The sequence below is a fragment of the Saccharopolyspora sp. ASAGF58 genome (genome assembly GCF_012277335.1).
Taxonomy (GTDB): Bacteria; Actinomycetota; Actinomycetes; order Mycobacteriales; family Pseudonocardiaceae; genus Saccharopolyspora; species Saccharopolyspora hattusasensis.
This window is the reverse complement of the sequence record NZ_CP040605.1, coordinates 5380870-5396812: the sequence shown is the minus strand read 5'-3', so window position 1 is coordinate 5396812 and position 15943 is coordinate 5380870. Positions and strand designations below refer to the sequence as shown.

At 67.2% G+C, this 15943-nt stretch carries 15 protein-coding genes and 1 pseudogene; 1 reads left to right on the top strand and 15 read right to left on the bottom strand.

The features are described from left to right. The first annotated feature begins 4 nt into the window (after window positions 1-4). Window positions 5-2095 carry a bifunctional polysaccharide deacetylase/glycosyltransferase family 2 protein gene (locus tag FDZ84_RS25455; protein ID WP_168587927.1) on the top strand — a complete coding sequence of 697 codons (2091 nt, stop codon included), beginning with the start codon at window positions 5-7 and terminating at the stop codon, window positions 2093-2095. A 180-nt stretch (window positions 2096-2275) separates the two neighbouring features. On the opposite strand, the pseudogene FDZ84_RS41010 reads toward FDZ84_RS25455, so the two are convergent. The 15 genes and pseudogenes from FDZ84_RS41010 to FDZ84_RS25375 form a co-directional block, all read right to left on the bottom strand. Continuing rightward, window positions 2276-2872, bottom strand: a pseudogene (locus FDZ84_RS41010) (nuclear transport factor 2 family protein); the annotation flags it as partial. After that, window positions 2869-3021, bottom strand: coding sequence for a hypothetical protein (locus FDZ84_RS25440; protein WP_168587926.1), 153 nt, complete (start codon window positions 3019-3021; stop codon window positions 2869-2871). The gene FDZ84_RS25440 and the pseudogene FDZ84_RS41010, both read right to left, overlap by 4 nt. A gap of 183 nt (window positions 3022-3204) precedes the next feature. Then, a complete protein-coding gene (gene catC / locus FDZ84_RS25435; RefSeq protein ID WP_168587925.1) occupies window positions 3205-3489 on the bottom strand; it encodes a muconolactone Delta-isomerase in 285 nt (94 codons plus the stop codon). Window positions 3490-3494: 5 nt separating this feature from the next. After that, window positions 3495-4346: a catechol 1,2-dioxygenase gene (catA, locus tag FDZ84_RS25430; RefSeq protein WP_168587924.1), complete on the bottom strand. Its 852-nt coding sequence runs from the start codon at window positions 4344-4346 to the stop codon at window positions 3495-3497. A gap of 23 nt (window positions 4347-4369) precedes the next feature. Next, window positions 4370-5473 (bottom strand): mandelate racemase/muconate lactonizing enzyme family protein, encoded by a 1104-nt coding sequence (locus FDZ84_RS25425; RefSeq protein WP_168587923.1) that lies wholly within the window; start codon window positions 5471-5473, stop codon window positions 4370-4372. After that, window positions 5470-6345 (bottom strand): LysR substrate-binding domain-containing protein, encoded by an 876-nt coding sequence (locus tag FDZ84_RS25420; protein ID WP_168587922.1) that lies wholly within the window; start codon window positions 6343-6345, stop codon window positions 5470-5472. The genes FDZ84_RS25425 and FDZ84_RS25420 overlap by 4 nt, the downstream gene beginning before the upstream one ends. 318 nt (window positions 6346-6663) lie before the next feature. Then, window positions 6664-7929 (bottom strand): NAD(P)/FAD-dependent oxidoreductase, encoded by a 1266-nt coding sequence (locus tag FDZ84_RS25415; RefSeq protein WP_168587921.1) that lies wholly within the window; start codon window positions 7927-7929, stop codon window positions 6664-6666. Further along, complete coding sequence (locus tag FDZ84_RS25410) at window positions 7926-8246, bottom strand: 2Fe-2S iron-sulfur cluster-binding protein (RefSeq protein ID WP_168587920.1); 321 nt, start codon at window positions 8244-8246, stop codon at window positions 7926-7928. Before FDZ84_RS25410 ends, FDZ84_RS25415 begins: the two co-directional genes overlap by 4 nt. A gap of 85 nt (window positions 8247-8331) precedes the next feature. Further along, window positions 8332-9825 carry a glutamine synthetase family protein gene (locus tag FDZ84_RS25405; RefSeq protein WP_168587919.1) on the bottom strand — a complete coding sequence of 498 codons (1494 nt, stop codon included), beginning with the start codon at window positions 9823-9825 and terminating at the stop codon, window positions 8332-8334. 18 nt (window positions 9826-9843) lie between these two features. Further along, window positions 9844-10515, bottom strand: coding sequence for a type 1 glutamine amidotransferase (locus FDZ84_RS25400; RefSeq protein WP_168587918.1), 672 nt, complete (start codon window positions 10513-10515; stop codon window positions 9844-9846). Between the two features lie 11 nt (window positions 10516-10526). Then, window positions 10527-10862, bottom strand: a complete 336-nt coding sequence (locus FDZ84_RS25395) for a hypothetical protein (protein ID WP_210435104.1) — start codon at window positions 10860-10862, stop codon at window positions 10527-10529. Further along, on the bottom strand, window positions 10863-11462 hold the full coding sequence (locus FDZ84_RS25390) for an aromatic-ring-hydroxylating dioxygenase subunit beta (RefSeq protein WP_168587917.1): 600 nt from the start codon (window positions 11460-11462) through the stop codon (window positions 10863-10865). It abuts the gene before it with no gap. Beyond that, entirely contained in the window at window positions 11462-12787 is a 1326-nt protein-coding gene (locus FDZ84_RS25385) for a Rieske 2Fe-2S domain-containing protein (protein ID WP_168587916.1), read from the bottom strand. The genes FDZ84_RS25390 and FDZ84_RS25385 overlap by 1 nt, the downstream gene beginning before the upstream one ends. 54 nt (window positions 12788-12841) lie before the next feature. Next, window positions 12842-14362 carry an NAD(P)/FAD-dependent oxidoreductase gene (locus tag FDZ84_RS25380; RefSeq protein WP_168587915.1) on the bottom strand — a complete coding sequence of 507 codons (1521 nt, stop codon included), beginning with the start codon at window positions 14360-14362 and terminating at the stop codon, window positions 12842-12844. A 5-nt stretch (window positions 14363-14367) separates the two neighbouring features. Beyond that, window positions 14368-15876, bottom strand: a complete 1509-nt coding sequence (locus FDZ84_RS25375) for a cytosine permease (protein WP_168587914.1) — start codon at window positions 15874-15876, stop codon at window positions 14368-14370. Window positions 15877-15943: the final 67 nt, after the last annotated feature.

The window sequence follows — 15943 nt, the reverse complement described above, 5'->3', positions numbered from 1 at the left end:
GCTTTTGCCACGTCGCTCCCGAATCCCCCGAACCCCCCGATCGCACTGGCTGCTGCTGGGCCTTGTGCTGCTCGTGCTGTGCAGCCTGCTCGGCCTGGACGTCCTGCTCAACCGCGCGGGCACGGCGGCCACGCCGAGCGGGAGCAGGCAGTTCGTCCCCGAATCCGCCTTCGCCGGCGGTTCCGTGATCGATCCGCGCGAACCGGTGGTCCGGCACCCCCGCACCCGCCACCTGGCGCTGACCTTCGTGGACGGACCGGATCCACAGTGGACACCGGAAGTGCTGGACGTGCTGGCCAGGCACCAGGTGCACGCCACGTTCTTCGTGACCGGCGCGCAGGCCGCCGAGAACCCGGCGCTGATCCGCCGGATCCTCGACGCCGGGCACGAGATCGGCAACCGCACCCTCACCCGCACCGACCTGCGGCAGGCCGGTGACCTGCGGGTGCAGCTGGAGCTGCAGGCCACCGACCTGGTCCTGGCCGGAGCCGCCGGGATCACCACGAACCTCGTCCAACCGCCGTACACGACCACCGGATCGCTGGACTACGAGGCGTGGAAGGCGTTCCTGCGCATCGGGAACCACGGGCGCCAGGTGGTGCTGGCCGACCTGGACTCACAGGACTGGCTGCAACCCGACACGGCGGCCGTGCTGGCGAACTCGACGCCCCGCGACGACCGCGGCGCGGTGCTGCTGATGCGCGACACCGCGGGCCCGGGCACCGTCGAGGCGCTGGACCGCCTGCTGCCCGACCTGCAGCGCACCGGGTGGCAGGTCGACTCCGTCGGCGGCACCTTCCAGCTGTCCGGCACGGCGAACCAGGCCCAGTTCGTCGACCGGATCGCGGGCACGATGCTGGTCGTCGCCATCCAGGTCTCCCGCTGGCTGGCGGACTCGCTGCGCGCGCTGCTCTGGGTGGCGACCGGGCTGGCCGCGCTGCGCGCAGTCGTCATGCTGCTGATCGTGCCGATCCACGTGCGGCGATCCCGCCGGTGGGAACCGCCGTGGCAGATCAGCCAGCGCGTCGGCGTGATCGTCCCGGCCTACAACGAAGAAGCCGGCATCGCTAACACGGTTCGGTCGATCCTCGCAAGCGATCACCCGGTGGAGGTGATCGTGATCGACGACGGCTCCACGGACCGGACCGTCGAGGTGGTCCAGCAGTTGCAGGAGCGGTTCCCGCGCATCCGGTTGATCCGGCAGGAGAACGCGGGCAAGTCCGCGGCGCTCAACACCGGGCTGGCGGCGGCGAACTCCGAACTGGTGGTCATGGTGGACGGGGACACCGTCCTCGAACCCGACGCGGTGGGGCGAATGGTCGCGCATTTCACCAACCCCGACATCGGCGCGGTGTCCGGCAACGTCAAGGTCGGCAACCGCCGCAGCCTGCTCGGCCGCTGGCAGCACATCGAGTACGTGATCGGGTTCAACCTGGACCGCCGCGTCTACGACGTGCTGCACTGCACGCCTACGGTGCCCGGCGCGCTCGGCGCCTTCCGCCGCTCGGCGATCCTGGATATCGGCGGCGTCAGCGACGACACCCTGGCCGAGGACACCGACCTGACCATGGCCCTGGAGCGCGACGGGTGGCGCGTGGTCTACGAGGAGCACGCGATCTCCTGGACCGAGGCGCCGGCCACCTACGGCCAGCTGTGGAAGCAGCGCTACCGGTGGTGTTACGGGACGTTGCAGGCCATCTGGAAGCACCGGCGGGCCGTCATCGAGCGCGGCCCGGCCGGGCGGCTCGGTCGGCGCGGCCTGCCCTACCTGCTCATTTTCCAGGTGTTGCTGCAGGTGATCGCCCCGGTGGTCGACGTGACCGCGTGCTTCGCGCTGTTCACCGAGGACGCCGGCAACGTCGCCCTGACCTGGCTGGGGTTCCTGGCGCTGCAGGCGGTGCCGGGTGTGATCGCGTTCCGGCTGGACGCCGAGTCGCTGCGCCCGCTGCTGGTGCTCCCGCTGCAGCAGATCGTGTACCGGCAGCTGATGTACCTGATCGTGGTGCAGTCGGTGATCACCGCACTGGCCGGGGCACGGCTGCCGTGGCAGAAGCTGGAGCGCCGCGGCCAGATCGTCCCGCTCGCGCGGCGGTGACCCACGCGGACACCGCCGCCGTGCGTCGCTGGGGCGGAACCGACGCGAGGGAGCCTGACATGGTTCCGCGCTGATGTGGACGCCTGTCAGAGGTCGAGAACCAGTTTTCGCCGAGCGTGATCTGCTCACGCAGATCAGCATCGTTTCGTTGCTCGCCCTGTCGCTTTCGGACAGCAGGGAGTCGCGGTGATCCGGGATTCCTTCCAGCACCCGGGTTTCGCAGGTGCCGCAATAGCCCTCGGCACACGAGGACATCACAGTGGGGGCGACATCGGAGACCACGTCGAGCACGGACCGGTCGGGGGGAACGGTCAGCGTAATCCCGCGACCGGCGATCAGCACCGCTCGCAGCTTTGATCCGATGTGGACTATCGCGCGTTCCCAGCAGTACCAACGACCGCGGGCGGTGTCACCGTCCACTTCGATCCAATCGTTGGTGAACAGGTGCATCATGCGCGGCATGTTGTACTCGGGACGGGGAGTGCCATCATCGGTGGCGATGCCAGGAGAGCCCGGCCATGCCGCCGACAGCCCCCACCCCGACCAAGCCGCCCCACCGGCCGCCTCCAGCTCGTGCAGCACCGCGGAGCTGGTTCCGCCGGCTGCCGGGACCGTCAGGTCCGCCCATGCGGGCATGGCACCGGACGCGGATCCGGCGTCGTTGACCCAGTGATAGGTGCTGACGAGCCGACGGATCTCCGACTCCGCCTCGAGCTTTTCGAGGCGTCCGGCAAGCAGCGCAAGTTCGTGCGCAGAAGGGGCAGGGGTGGTGGTCATCGTGCGACCAGGTCCCGCATCGACGCGTCCGGCTCGGCGGTGAGCGCTTCGAACAAGATTCCTTCCTGGGAAACGGGTTTCGTACCCGGTGCCGGCTCCTCGTTCGCAACGGCGGTCAGCGTGTCGAGCAGGGACTTCCGAACCTGCACGATCGCGATGTCGCCGGACGTCAGGTGCGGGGAAACGGCAGGTCAACAGGCCGGCCAATTCTCGCCGAGAGATTTCTTGGACGTCATCCACCGCACTGTCCAGGCTTCCCCTAGACGGTCCACCATGGACAGGCGGGGCCGCCGCATGCACCGCGGCTTCGCCTGCGGGCGATACGGATTTCTTTACTCAGCCACGATTTTCGATGGATGCGTGGCCAACGGCGTGACCTTCACGGTGAGATACGGGAACAGTGGCAGCCCGGACAGCAGCTCGTGCAACTCGTCGACGGAGTCGACGTCGAAAACGGAGAAGTTGGCGTACTCGCCGGCAATGCGCCACAGGTGCGGCCATTTCCCCGCACGCTGGAGCTGCTGGCTGTAGGCCTTCTCGCGCGCGATCAGGTCCGCGCGCGTCGCGGCATCGATGTCGTGCGGGATGTGCACGTCCATCCGTACGTGGAACAGCATGGCAGTCAGGCGGGGACGGGATCGAGGACGAAATCGTAGCCGACGATTTCGCCGTCCCCGGCCGGCTCGGGAGCGAGCATGAGCTCCGGCTTGACCGCGGAGGCGATGTCGTCCTCGTTGTGCTCATCGCCGGGGAAGTACAGCTGCGCCGTCAGCAGCTCGTGCCCGGGCGCGGACACCTTGACGTGCAGGTGCGCGGGGCGCCACGCGTGCCAGCCGGCGGCGGCGATGAGCTTGCCGCACGGCCCGTCGGTCGGGATCTGGTACGGCGCGGGGCGGATGGTGCGGATCTCGAACCGGCCGTCGGCGCCGGCGGTGAACGTGCCGCGCAGGTTCCATTCCGGAATGCCAGGCGCGAACTGCGAGTAGAGCCCGTCGGCGTCTGCATGCCACAGTTCGACCTGCGCTCCCGCGAGCGCCCGGCCGTCCACCGAGGTGACCCGCCCGGTCCAGGTGAGCAGAGTGCCGGGTTCGTTCTCACGCATGGGCACTACGCCGCGGTCTCCCTGCTCGGGAGCGCCGGGCACGTAGTACGGCCCCTCGATGGTGCCCTTGTTGCCCTGTCGGTGTTCGGTGGCGACCTGTTCGACGACATGCTCGACCCACACATCCAGGAACAGGGGCCATTCCCCGGCCTCGCCGACGCCGATCAGCCATGCCTTAAGCGCATTGAACTCGTCGTAGGTGACGTTGTGCCGCCGGATCGTGGCGTGCATGGCATCGAGCATCTCGCGGGCCAGCAGATCGACCCGCTCCTTGGGCGTGTTCGCTACGCCCGTGGGCTTGTCGGCCTTGAAGCGCTCGGTGGCGCTGGCGCCGGAGTCGGCAGCGGTCGGCACGTGATTGGTGGCTGTCATCGGGATCCTCCTTGATTCCGTGTTCAGCGGTCCTGACGGTAGTGCTCGAGCTTGTCCGGATCCACCTCGGCGCCCACACCGGGGCCGGGGCGGATGGCCAGCTCCCCGCCGTGGATGGTCAGTGGTTCGGTAAGCAGGTCGTCGCTCATGTCGAGGAAGTTCGACAGCTCCCCCGCCCGGCGCGCGGTAAGCCGATAGGACGATCCAAATGCGACAGTGCACAGTGTCCCCAGCTGACCGTCGATCTGGTTGCCCATCACGATCTCCAGGCCGAGTCCCTCGGCGAGATGGTGCATGCGCTGCGAACCGGTGAAACCGGTGCGGGCGACCTTGATGCTGATCGCGGTCGCCGAGCCACCGAGGATCTCGCGCGTGACGTCGGCCGGGGTGACCACGGACTCGTCGGCGATGAACGCCACGTCCAGCTGCGACACCAGCCAGCGCCGGCCCAGTACGTCGTCGGCCGGGCACAGCTCCTCCGCGAACAGCAAGCCAAGGTCGGCCATCTGTTTCATCGCCGCGGCCGATTCGGTTGGGGTCCAGCCGCGGTTGCCATCGATGTAGAGCTCCACCTCGGCGCCCAGTGCCTCCCGCAGGGCCCGGACGACGGCGACATCGAGCTCGACCGGATGGCGGCCGACCTTCACCTTGAACGTGGTGATGCCGTACTCGTCGCGGATCCGCTCCGCCTCGGCGACCATCGCCGCGGGCTCATCGAAGCCGAGCATGTGCGACACGCGCATGCGGTCGGTGTAACCGCCCAGCAATTCGGTCACTCGCATGTCCAGCGTGCGGCCCAGCGCGTCCCAGACCGCCATGTCCACCGCGGCCTTCGCGGCCGGATTGCCGACGGTCCGGCCCAGCCTGGCCGCCACCACCTCCCGGTCGGTGAGGCTGAGCCCGAGCAGCTGGGGCGCGAAGATCTGCTCGATCACCGCCATGATCCCGGCCTGCGTCTCGCCGTAGGTGAACGGCCGTGGCGGTGCCTCCGCCACACCCGTTACACCGTCATCGGTGTGCACCCGCACCAATACGTGCTCAGCGGTGTGCACTTCGCCCGAGGCGAACCGCAGTGGCTTGCGGTACGGGATGGCGAACGGGATCGCCTCGACCCTGGTGATCTTCATGAGCCGGCCTCGAGAACGTCGCGCACGGCCTGGACAAGCGGCGATTCGTCACCCCGACGCCATGCGAGCGCCAGCTCGACCTGCCCGGCGCCGGGCAGGTCGCGGAACACCACCCCGGCCAGCGGCAGCGCCTGCGCGGACGCCGGGAGCACCGCGACGCCCAGCCCGCCCGCGACGAGCGCCAGCAGCACCGCCGTCCCGGCTGCCTCCTGCGCGCGGCGGGGGGTGAACCCGGCCGCCTGGCAAGCACGCAGGACCGCGTCGTTGACCACCGAATCCCTGCTGGCGTAGCCTATGACGTCCTCGTCCCGCAGGTCCGCCATGGATACGGAGGTCGCCGTGGCGAGCCGGTGATTGGCGGGCACGGCGAGGATCAGCGGTTCCACCTCGATCGTGCTCAGCTCGATACCATCGCCGCGGGCAGGCGGCCGCAGCACACCGAGATCGAGGCGGCCATCGCGCAGCCTCTCGCACTGCTCCGGGGTGAGCAGATCCGCGTGGACCCCCAGGGCCACGCCCGGCAGTTCCCGCTGCACCGTGCGCGCGATGCCGGGGAGATGTGAGAACGCCGCCGTGCCGGTGAACCCGATCCGTACGAGCCCCAGTCGGCCATCGGCGATGCGCCGCACCCCGCGCACGCTTTCGTCGACCGAACCGAGGATCCGCCGCGTCTCCGCGAGCAGAAACTCCCCGGCCGGCGTCATCGACACCTGCCGCGTCGTGCGTGCGAACAGTGAGACACCCAACTCCGCCTCCAACTGGCGAATCGCTTGCGACAGTGCGGGCTGCGCCATGTGCAACCGCTCGGCCGCGCGGCCGAAGTGGCACGTCTCGGCCACGGCTGCGAAGTACCGCAGCTGTCGCAGCTCCATCGCCGCACCTCCGTCTGGTCGACTCACCGTACGCCGGGACATTGAGACAGCACAAAGACAAGTTTCGCGCCGATTAGTACGGGCAGTCAATGAATCACCAGGGCCCGGGCTGCGATCATGAGGACGAATCTCTGCCATTCGTGCTCAGCGCGCGGTGTGACTGGGCGGCGTACCGCGTCTCTCCACCGTCCGTGCCGTACTCGTCGGGCCTGGCCAACCTCACCACTGCGTTGCCTACGCGCGCCGAGGCCGGCTGCACCAGCTCATCAGAAGTCCACAATAGACTATAAGGACACGTCGAACCCTGAAACTACAAAGTCAGTAGCGATCGGCGATCAGCTCTTTGAGCGGCGTTTCCGGGTCAGCTGCTCCGTCGGGATCTATGGTCTTGCCTGCACCAAGCGCTCGCTTGACCGCCATGAAATCCTTCGGCCGGTTCACGGACTCGCCCGCGATCAAGGCGCCCGCTCGGTAGTAGAGCACGGTCAGATCGGTCCCGCCTGGAACACCCCGCACTATGAAATTGTCATGCCCGTTCGAGATTCCGGCGATCTGCAATTTGATTTCTCGCTGATCGGACCAGAACCACGGCACTGGAGGTCGGACGGGCTCAATCCCGAGGATGGTGGCGGCGGCGACCTTGGCTTGGTCGTTGGCGTTCTGTACCGACTCGATGCCGATCAGCTCGCCCTGCAAGTGAGGGTGGGGCTGCACCGTGCAGTCCCCCGCGGCTAGGACGCCCGGATGACTGGTGCGGCAAGCGGCGTCAACGACGATCCCCCGCCGGACCTGCAGGCCGAGCTTCTCGGCCACGGCGGTCTCCGGCACAGCCCCGATCCCGGCGATGACGAGCTCGGCCGGGAGAACGGAGCCGTCCGCGAGACGGACGCCCGCTACCCGGCCGTCCTTCCCGGTGATCTCACGGACGTCCGCGCCGAGGAAGAACTCGACTCCCCAGTCGCGGTGCCGGTCGATGAGGAAGTTCGACAGCGGCGTTGCGCTGACCCGGCTGAGGAGGCGCTCCTCTCGCTCGATGACGGTGGTTTTCAGACCACGGTCACTGGTGACGGCCGCGGCTTCCAAGCCGATGTAGCCCGCACCGAGGACGACGACTCGCTCGCTGCTTATCAACCGCTCACGCAATATTTCGGCGTCGTCGAGGTTACGCAGGGTACAGACACCGTCGAGGTCCGCGCCGTCGACCGGCAGCGGGCGGGCTCGTGCGCCAGTGGCCAGGACCAGTTGGTCAAACCGGATGGTGCCGCCGCCTTCGCATGTCGCCGTTCCGGCTCCGCTGCTATCAACCTCAACATCGACGACCCGGTGGCCGCCGTACACCGTCACCTCGATCTGACGAAAGAAGCTGGGGGTGCGTAAGGCGAGGTCATCATGATCTGCCTTGCCGTTGAGGAATGCCTTCGAGAGGGGCGGCCGTTGGTAGGGCTGGTGAGCTTCATCGCCGAGGAGCACGATCGGCTTCCCGTATCCGTACTCGCGGAGCGATGTGGCTACCCGAACGCCGGCCTCCCCGGCGCCGATCACCAGCACCCCGGTACGAGCAGGAAGGTTCGTCGACACTGTCATTGTTCTGGAGCCACCGTTACCTCGATGCCATCGAGCTCGTCTGTCATTGGGATTTGGCAGGAGAGACGGCTGTTCTCCTTGCGCTCGGCGGCCGCGTCCTCGAGCATCTCGTCTTCGAAGTCACCGGCCTCACCAACGAGGGCCCGGTAGTTCTCCGCCACGTAGACGTGACAGGTCGCGCAGGCCAGCGCCCCGCCACATTCGGCGACAATGCCGGGCACACCGGATTTAGTTCCTGTCTCCATGATCGACGAACCACTGCGCGCCTCGACGACGCGCTGGGATCCGTCTGGACAGTTGAACACGATCTTGGGCATCGGGCTGCTTTCTCGATTTGGCGGGAGCCGGCAAATCCGGTGCCGGCCGCGCCGGAGCGCGGGCAGCACCGGACTCCAGGCGAGGCTAGAAAACCTCGAAGTACTCGCGGTGCTCCCAGTCGGTGACGCCGTTGACGTATTTGTCAGCGTCAGGGTTCTCCGCGACCCACGACTCGTAGCGGTCGACCTCGCTGCGTTTCATCGTCACGAAGTAGTCGATGAACGTACTGCCGAACTCTTTGCTGAAGAACTCGTCCTTCTCCAGTACCTGGATTGCGTCCTTCAGGGTGGTCGGCAACTGCGGAACTTCTGCGGAATAGGGGTCTTCGCTCAGCGGCCCCGGCTCGATCTGGTTGACGATTCCGTCGAGCCCTGCCACGACCTGCGAGGCCAGGTACAGGTACGGGTTCGCCGCCGCCTCGCCGACACGGTTCTCGACGTGCGATGCCTTGTCCCCCGGCGCGCTGATCACGCGCATCATCGCCGCCCGGTTGTCGTAAGCCCAGGTCAGCCGGTCCGGCGCGAGTGAGTACGGTCGGCGTCGGCGGTAACCGTTGATCGTCGGTGTGGTGAACACTGACGCGGCCTGGCCGTGGGCCAGCTGCCCGCCGACGTAGTGCTGACCGAGCGGTGACAGCGCCTCGCCCTCACCCGGGACCATCAGGTTCTCGCCAGTAGACGCGTCGGCGATCGAGGTGTGCAAGTGCCAGCCACTGGCGTAGAACCCGGCGATCGCGGGAGTGGACATGAACGACGCGAGGTAACCGTTGCGCTTGGCGGTCTGTTTGACCGTCATCTTGAAGATGCTCGCTGCGTCGGCGGCCGCCATCCCCTCCAGCACGTCGAACGTCGTCTCTACCTGGCTCGGGGCCCACTCGTCGTCAAACGATCGCAGCGGCAGCCCCATGGCGAGCACGGAGTCGCGGATCGGAGTGAGCGCCTCGTCGATCTCGTCCAGATGGTCGAGAAGGAGGTAGTTGTATCCGCGTGCCACGGGAGCAACCTGGGGCGGGTCCGCCGGTGTGCCCGGAGCTCCGAGCGAGCACTTGCCGAGCAGATCGTCCACGATTCGCGTGAGGTACCACTCCAGCTCGATGCCAGCGACGATCTTGTAGTTGCGCTCGGCGAGCTTGGCGAGGGAGTTCTTTAGGATCGTCCGCGGGGCCAGCGGGAACAGCGAGCCGTTGTTCATGTACAGGTCGGCGAAGACCAGCGCGGTCTTCGGGGCCCACGGCAGAACGATGAAGGTATCCGGGTCAGGAACCATCGTGACGTTCGGGCTGCCGCCCAGGCCGGCTATCTCGAACCCGCCGTCAGTGCTGAACGGGTTCAGCACGATGGCGTTCGCCGGGTCGAAAAAGAACGGCGCCATAGTGATCTCGTTGCCGGACTCCAGGGCAGCGAAATACGCCGCCTTGGTCAGCGCCTTACCGCGCAGCAGGCCGTGCTGATCCGGCCACACAATCCGGACGAGCTCGATGTCATGTTGCTCGGCCAGCTTCTTGGAACGTTCCGCTGATTCACGCTTCTCAGGCGGGTAAAGCCCGTGTCGTTCGATGAACTTTCCGGTGCTGGGCATTGATCTCTCCTTTGGGGATCAGCGTCGGGGGTGGCCGGGGGCGAATGCGTCGAACCAGTGGCCGAGGAGGGTCCGGGAGTCTTCGGCCCCTGCATTGAAGTAGCGCTCAGCGTCGGCGCGGATTCTTGGCACGTCGACGTGGTAGCGCTCCAGCTTGGGGCCCTCGTCGTCGAGCAGATCTTGTACGCCCGCCATGGTCATTTCGGGGTGGAATTGAACGGCGAGAGCGGATCCGGCGCTCCAGGCCTGCAGGTACCGATCGGAGCCGGCCAGCACCTCCGCCCCGGCGGGCGGAGTCATTGAGTCGGAATGGAACGAGAAGAATTCGCCGGCGATCTCGAAGGGCGCTGAATCCGCCTGCTTCACTTGGATAATGCCGGCCTCCAGGCCGTCGCTCCCGGGCTGCGCCGTGCCGCCCAGGGCACGCGACAGCACCTGTGCGCCCAGGCAGATGGCTAGGAGCGGAACGCCGGCCTCGACGACCGACGCGAGGTACCGCTCTTCCGCGCGCAGATACGGGTGGTCGTCGTAGGCAGCCTGCGGCCCTCCCATCGCCACAACCGCCTCGACCTCGCCCAAGCCGGGTAGCTGTTCACCCCGGTAAGGGCGAACGACCCGGTAGGAGAAGCCCCGATCACGTGCAACATCGTGGATCAGACCGGCAGCGGCCCGATCCACGTGGGTGATCACGGCAATAGGCTTCATGGCTGCGGCCTCGCTTCGATGCTCTCGCCCCAGGGATTCCAATGGTCGATTCCGGCAAGTGCACTCATCAGGGACATCGCCTTCGTTCGGTCGACGGCGACCCAGCTGTCATCTGGGCTGACCTCGTACGGGGTGAAGTCCCAGAAGGCCAAATGTTTTGCCTGGTCGATCAGCGGACCGCTGCTCGCCACTTGCCGTTCAAGCCGCTCCACCCGAAGCTGGAGCAGGCCGTTCTGCCTGCGCAGGAGGGCGTTTTCTTGGCGGAGGGTTGCGAGTTGGGTCGCCTCGACGGTGCTTTCTCCGATGGCGCCCTCGGGACTGGAGTGGGTCATTTAGAACACCAGGGTGAGGTTTTCGTGGATCTGATCGGAGTCGAGCAGGTTGGCTTGCTTCACCTTGATCTCCCAGCCGTCATCAGAGCTGCGGAGGACGTGTCCGTACCAGCCGGGATAGCTTTTGGTGACGCCTGCCCGGAACTCGTGGACGACGAAATTGGATCGGACCAGGCGCTCGCCGGTTGCGGGGTCGATGGTGGTCTCCACGTTCCCGATCACGCGCCGGGTCCTCGACGCCGGGATCTGGCTGAATGCCAGGCCCGTGCGCAGCCAGTAGACCCGGTCAGTGAGCCGTCGTCGGTCGTCGAAGGCGTGCGAGATTTCGACGGTGGGGTCACCGGCCCCTGCTGTCACGGGCACCCAGTAGAGACAGTCGTCTGTGAAGTGCTCGAGCCAGTCGTTGAACCGGCCCTCATCGATCAACCGTGCTTCGTGAGTGAGCAAAGACTGCGCCTCGATGATCTCGTCGGCGCCGGCGTGGGGCCAGTCCTCGCGCAGTAGAGCGGACTGGCGGGCCAGCTCCTCGTAGTAGTGCTCGTCGATGTGGTAGGACCACGACGAGGTGTCGGCGTACCGGGCCTGGATCCTGCTGCTCATCACATGGCCTCCTCGGTCATCAACTGCAGCCATGCCGCGTAGTAGCGGCGCATGTGCAGCTCGTCGGTCGCGGTGCTGGATACGACGCCGTCCGGGCCGACCTCCTGCCAGCCGTCGACGCCCAGCCCGCGGTTCATCAGGATCCACTCGGCCTCGGGCGCAGCCAGCCCGCGCTGAACTTCCTCGAAGTTCGCCTGGTCGTCCGGCTCGCCGAAGGCGGGGAAGTCCTCCTGGGTGCGCATCCTCATCGTGTTGACCGCGTCCGGCACACCGCCGATGGCCGTGGCGTGCCAGGTGAGCTGCGTGCGGTCCACCGCGAGCGGCTCGACGACCTGGATCTGGTTTCCGATCACCAGCAGGTTCGGGAAAATGCTGAGGTTGATCTGCGAGCCCACGCACAGGTCGAGCAGCCGGTCGGCGTCGTCGCCGTGGTTGGCGCGGATCTGCTCCTCGAACTTCTCCCGCCCAGGCTGCGGCCGCTGGTTCGCCCAGAAGCTGCCCGGGCCGTCGTAGTTCGGCCGCTGGTCGATCACACTGTGCCCGTTGCCCAGCAGGTACGTGCGCATCGGCCCCTCATCGGGCGAGACGCCGAAGTAGGACATGTCCTTGCTGTCGCCCATCCGGGAGGCCATCTCCAGCAGCGACCGGTGCGAGAACGCCGGGTGGTAGCCGTCCCCGGCATTGTCGTAGGCAAGCTTCCAGTTGCCGCGGTAGCCCATCCGGTGCGCCGCGCTGCGAACGATGACCTCACCCTCGGGAGCGCGGTCGATCCAGTAGTCGAGCCACGCCGCCGCCGGCCCAAGCCAGTCCACCACCGAAGGCGCAGCCCCGTTGAGAGTGCCGAAGATGAAGCCGCGGTAGGACTCGACCTTGGCGAGCTTGTGCAGGCCGTGCTCGGCGCGGTCGAAGTCTTCGCCGTATCCCTGCGGCCAGGGCGTACCGACGAGCTCGCCGGTGTTGCGGAACGTCCAGCCGTGGTACGGGCACTGGAAGCTCTTGGCAACCCCGCTCTCCTCCCGGCACAACGTTGCGGCCCGGTGGCTGCACCGGTTGAACACGACGTGCAGCGCACTCTTGCGGTCACGGGTGACGATCACGGGGCGCAGCCCCATGCGCACCGACAAGAACGAGTTCGGCTCCGGAAGCTGGGACTCGTGGGCCAGATACACCCAGGAACGGCCACCGAAGACGTTCACCATCTCCGTTGCGAAGACCTCCGGGTCGGTGTAGAGCGTCCGGTGCACCCGGTCCTCGCGGACAAGATTCCGGTAGCCGGTGCGGGCCGGCGTCGAACTTCTGGCGACCGGGTCGCGCTGGAGGGTCATTCCTGCCTCCGAAGTAGTAGGTGGGATGGGCGTGGTACGGGAAATGGGCGTGCGTCATCGGGAATGCAGTCCGGAAACCTGACATCCCGCGATCACTCGTTCTCCGACCGCGGCGTAGGCGGGGAGGCTGAGTGGGCGGAACCACTCCGCGAAGCGCTGCGGGCGTCCCACACCCTCGCCGAGGTCGGAAAGCAGCTCGTCGATGTTGTGCACGGAGAAGGGCACGATGTTGGTACCGCGAGCGTGACGTCCGTCGGTGCGCTTCTCCATCCAAGCCAGGCGCTCGGCCACCTGCACTCGGCGTTCGGCCTCCGGCGGCAATGCCAGACGCCCGCTGAGGTGGGCTGCGATCCACCAGGCGGCGATCTCCGCGCTGAGCGGGCTGTAGAACGACGAGTTGTACCCGCAGAAGGTCAGCGCCGGGACGTCATGCGGGAGGACCTGGCGGTATAGGGCGAAGTTGCCGGCTTCGTCCGTCACGCGGCCGAGCACCTCGGGACTGAGGAAGGGAATGTCCTGCCGCCACCCAGTTCCACAAACGACCACGTCAGCGGGCAGCACCGTGCCGTCGGCGAGTTCGGCCGCAGGGCGGCCATTCGGCGACACGAATAGCCGGGTGATCTGGGTGTCGCGATGCACCTTGATGCGCCCCTCCACGACCCGTTCGTAGAACGACTCGGTTGCGAGGCTTACCGTGCTGCGCGCGATGCGTTCGAGCGCGCCATCCGGGACGAGCTTGGTGCGGCGCAACATGAGCTGCCGGGTAATCAGCGCCTGGATGCCGGACAGCATGGCGTTGCGGACGGGGCGGCCGGGACCGTGGAGGAACTTCTCGAATCCGGTCGGCGTGATGTAGCGGAACAAGCCCTCGCCGAGCCGGGTGAGTAGCAGGTACTTGTAGTTGAGCACGTTGCCGAACTTGCGGGGGATCTTCCACAGCAGCTCGCGGGCGATCACCGCGGTCGACGCGGCGACGTTGCTGATGACGGCGGCGGCGTCGCAGGCGGATTTGCCGTAGCCGACGACTAGAACGTCTTTGTCGCTAACCTGGTCGAGATCGTTGACGTCCGACACGCTGCACACCCGCCCGCCTGCGGCGGTGAACTCGCCGGCCCCGGGGAAATCGGGGACGAAGGGTGTGCTGAAGATCCCGTTGGCCACGACCAGATGGTCGACGGTCAGATCGGGTAGCTCGTTGCCGGTCGTCTCATCACACAGCTGCAGTATCCAGCTCGGTCCGGCCTCGTCCAGCCCGGCATGGACGACGCGGGTACCGAGGAGCAGGATCTCCTTGAGCCCGAACCTGTCGACGTAGCTCTCGAGATACTGCTGGACCTGTTCCCCGCTGGGCCATTCGGGGTAGTCGCGCGGCATCGGATGGTCGGACAGCGCGTAACTGTCCTTCCCGTTCTGGGTGGTCAGGCCGGGGTAGCGACGAGTACGGCTCCAGACGCCGCCCACGTCGGGGCAGGCGTCGAGGACCACGACGTCGAATCCGCACGCCCGCAGGACCTTCGCCGAGCTCAGGCCGGCGAACCCGGCTCCGATGATGCCGATCCGAAGCTGTTGGGGCATGTGTGTCACCTCTGGGGAGCAGAACTGGTGAAATCGAAGCGGGTCCCCGTGCCTTCAGGAAGAACCGTTCGCCGCAGGACGGGGTAGAGGACGGCGGTCGCCACGATCGCGACGACGAAGCCGAGACGGGTCACACCGGTGAGGACGAGGACCTCGGCCAGTACGGAGGCGATGACGAGGGTGATCACACCGGCCCAGTTGACCTGCTCGACGCGCGCGGGATCGGCCGGCTGTCCGCGGCGGACCAGGAAGTAGTCCGCGATGAGCAAGGCGCTGAGCGACGTGGTGAGGATGCCGAGAGCGTCGAGCCAGCTGGAGATGGTGTCCAGGATCCCGATCGAGATCATCACCAGTGCGATGCCGTTCGCCACCACGAGCATCACGAACCGGCCGGGGCTGCGCCGGGTAAGCCCGTCGACGAGGTTGGTCAGCGAGAGGCTGGCGGAGTAAGCGTTGATCACCTGGGCCTTCGCCTGGGCGGCGTAGACGAGGCCGAAGCCGGTCACACCGGCGAGCACGACGAAGAAGGCACCTGGGTTCGCCGAGACCATCCCGGACACCTTGTCCTCGATCGAGGCCCCGGGCTGCGTGGCGGCGAGCGCCGGGTCGGCGGCGAGGCGTGCACCTACGACAACGCTGCCGGCCTGGACGATCAGGGTGCCGATCACCAGGACCAGCAGGTTGACCACGATCGACCCGCCAACGGCCATGATCCCGACGTCGCGGCTGGTCCGGGCGTAGCGGGCGAAGTCGGCGCCGACGAGAGCGAGCGCCCCGGCGATGCCTGCGATGAGGGCGAACGCGGCCTGCACACGGTCGGCCTGGCCGGCGAAGCCGGTGGGGATACCGGTGCCGGTGCCCAGGATCACGCCGACCGAATGTCCCGACGAGCCGACTGCGATCCCGGCGACGACGATGAACAGCACCGCGGACACCGCTGTGAGAAGGCCGGATGTGCGTTGGACGAGCGCGATGCCGAACGTGGGCAGGATTAGCCAAGCCACCGTGAGGATGCCGAAGATGAGCACGGCGTGGCCGGGGCTGGGTGCCCAGCCGAGGAGGAACAGAGTGCCGTTGTACAGCATCGCGTTCTCCAGGGCGATGAAGCCGACGATCATCACCGCGAAGATCAATGACGCGAGTGCCGACCCGCGGGTTCCGAGGCCGTAGAAACGGCTGGTGACCGTGCTCGAGGTCCCGGAGACGTAGCTGACGTGCCCGACCGCCCAGCCGAGGGCCCCGCCCAGTACTGCGGTGACGGCGCCGACGGCGATGCCCCAGCCCACCCCTGCGATCAGGGTGACGGCGGCACCGACGGAGAGGACGACGAGCGTCGAGCCGACTCCCGCGGTGTTCCAGAGCAGGCCCCAGCCTCCGCGCCGCTCGCTGTCGGGGACGCGCTCGAGCGCGTGGTCCTCGATCCGCTGGCCGAGGCCACCGGAGGTACTAGGACTTGAGGACAGGGTGGGACTGCTAGCCGGGCCGGCTGAGGGCACGGATGGGTCGACGGCCATGTCAATGCTCCTGGGTGTGTGTGCGGGGTGGTGCCGGCCGGTGGAAGGCGGGAATACGGAGCCCTCC